Below are 2,250 nucleotides of genomic sequence, written 5' to 3'. Positions count from 1 at the left end.
TTGTAGCCTTCGTTCAGTTCGTCCTTGCTAAGGTCAACGGAAGTTCGTTGGATGATCCAGCACCTGGTCGGCCAGGTTGGCCAGTTCGTTCATGAACGAGATGCGGGTGGCGAGCATCGCGTTGGCGGCGTATTTCGTGAACTCGGCCGAGCGCACGTCCATCCAGTAGACGCGCTCGTGGTTGCGGTTGAACGGCGCGTACAGGAGCTTCATGAGGTCGCGCGCGCGGTGGCCCGCGGGGCTGTCGTCGTGGCCGATGACGATGCGGTCCGGACGCATGAAGTCTTCGACGGCGGCGCCTTCCTTGAGGAATTCCGGGTTCGAGACGACGGCGAATTCCATGTTCTCCTGGCCGCGCGTGCGCAGCTCTTCGCGCAGGGCCGCGGCGACGCGGTCGGCCGTGCCGACGGGCACCGTGGACTTGTCGACGATGACCTTGTAGCCATCCATGTGGCGGCCGATGTTGCGGGCGGCGGCCAGCACGTACTGCAGGTCGGCCGAGCCGTCTTCGTCCGGCGGCGTGCCGACGGCGATGAATTGCAGCTGGCCGTGCGCGACGCTGGCCGCGACGTCCGTCGAGAACTGCAGGCGGCCGCTGGCGCGGTTGCGCGCGACGACTTCCTCCAGGCCCGGTTCGTGGATGGGAATGCCGCCGTTGTTCAGCAGGTCGATCTTGCGCTGGTCGACGTCGAGGCAAAAGACGTCGTTGCCGAGTTCCGCCAGGCAGGCGCCGGTGACGAGGCCGACGTAGCCGGTGCCGATAATCGTAATCTTCATGGTTTGCTTTTCGCTTAGTTCATCACATTCAGTTCTTCGGTGCGGCGCGGCGGATAAGTCTCCCACTTGCTGCACCCCGGGCATTGCCAGTAGTACTGGCGCGCCTTGAAACCACAGTGGCTGCACTGGTAGCGCGCCAGCTTCTGCGTGTACCCGTGCACCAGGTTCTTCACCATCGACAGCTCTTCCCAGACGTTCGCCGGCGCATCCATCAGGCGCGCTTCCAGCAGCTTGTCGAGACCGAGCAGGGTCGGATTGCGGCGCAGTTCTCCACCACCAGTTGCTTGGCGGCGTCCACGCCGTTGACGTTCAATGACGGCCTTGAAGACCACCTCGATCAGGTCGATCGACGACGCTTCCTGCAGATAGGAGCGCAGCAGGTTGACGCCTTCCTGCGGCCGTCCGACCTGGCGGTAGCCGTCCATCAGGCGCCCGGCGACGAGCGCCACGTGCGGCACGCTTTGCTGCTCGACGCGGCGCCACATCTTGAGCGCGCCTTCGATGTCGCCTTCCGCCTTCAGCGCGTCGCCGCACAGCATCGTCGCGCGCACGCTCTTGCGGTCGGCCTGCAAGGCCTTGTCCAGCAGCGCGCGGGCTTCGTCCGACTGCATGTGCACGAGGGCGTCCTGCGCCAGCTCGCAATAGAACTGCGCGATTTCCTTGTGGTGGGCGCCAGCGCCCGATTCCATCAGGCCCTCGGCTGCGGCGATCGCGCGGCGCCATTCCTTCTCGCGCTGGAAGATTTCGAGCAGCGCGCGCCGCGCCTGCACGCCGTACTGCGTGTCGACGAGCAGGTTGAACGTTTCCTCGGCGCGGTCCAGCAGGCCGGCCTTCAGATAGTCCATCCCGAGTTCGTACCTGCGCGTGGACCGCGCCGAGGAAGCGTTCAACCTGCTCGTCGACACGCAGTACGGCGTGCAGGCGCGGCGCGCGCTGCTCGAAATCTTCCAGCGCGAGAAGGAATGGCGCCGCGCGATCGCCGCAGCCGAGGGCCTGATGGAATCGGGCGCTGGCGCCCACCACAAGGAAATCGCGCAGTTCTATTGCGAGCTGGCGCAGGACGCCCTCGTGCACATGCAGTCGGACGAAGCCCGCGCGCTGCTGGACAAGGCCTTGCAGGCCGACCGCAAGAGCGTGCGCGCGACGATGCTGTGCGGCGACGCGCTGAAGGCGGAAGGCGACATCGAAGGCGCGCTCAAGATGTGGCGCCGCGTCGAGCAGCAAAGCGTGCCGCACGTGGCGCTGCGTTCGCCGGGCGCCTGATGGACGGCTACCGCCAGGTCGGACGGCCGCAGGAAGGCGTCACACGCTGCTGCGCTCCTATCTGCAGGAAGCGTCGTCGATCGACCTGATCGAGGTGGTCTTCAAGGCCGTCATTGAACTCAACGGCGTGGACGCCGCCCAGCAACTGGTGGTGGAAGAGCTGCGCCGCAATCCGACCCTGCTTGGGCTGTCGAGCGAGCTGGAGGCTCG

General features: G+C 66.0%; 3 pseudogenes. 1 reads left to right on the top strand and 2 read right to left on the bottom strand.

The annotated features are described in order from the left end of the window. Positions 1 to 60 precede the first annotated feature (60 nt). Positions 61 to 777 (bottom strand): annotated as a pseudogene (locus ACWNCF_RS00840) (UDP-glucose dehydrogenase family protein); the annotation flags it as partial. A gap of 14 nt (positions 778 to 791) precedes the next feature. Beyond that, positions 792 to 1,634 (bottom strand): annotated as a pseudogene (locus ACWNCF_RS00835) (lipopolysaccharide assembly protein LapB); the annotation flags it as partial. 7 nt (positions 1,635 to 1,641) lie between these two features. Here ACWNCF_RS00835 and ACWNCF_RS00830 point away from each other — a divergent pair. Continuing rightward, positions 1,642 to 2,250: pseudogene (locus tag ACWNCF_RS00830) on the top strand (lipopolysaccharide assembly protein LapB); the annotation flags it as partial.

It is taken from the genome of Massilia phosphatilytica, from assembly GCF_977014125.1.
Note: the sequence above shows the minus strand (reverse complement) of the source record. Positions and strands in the feature narration are given on the sequence as shown.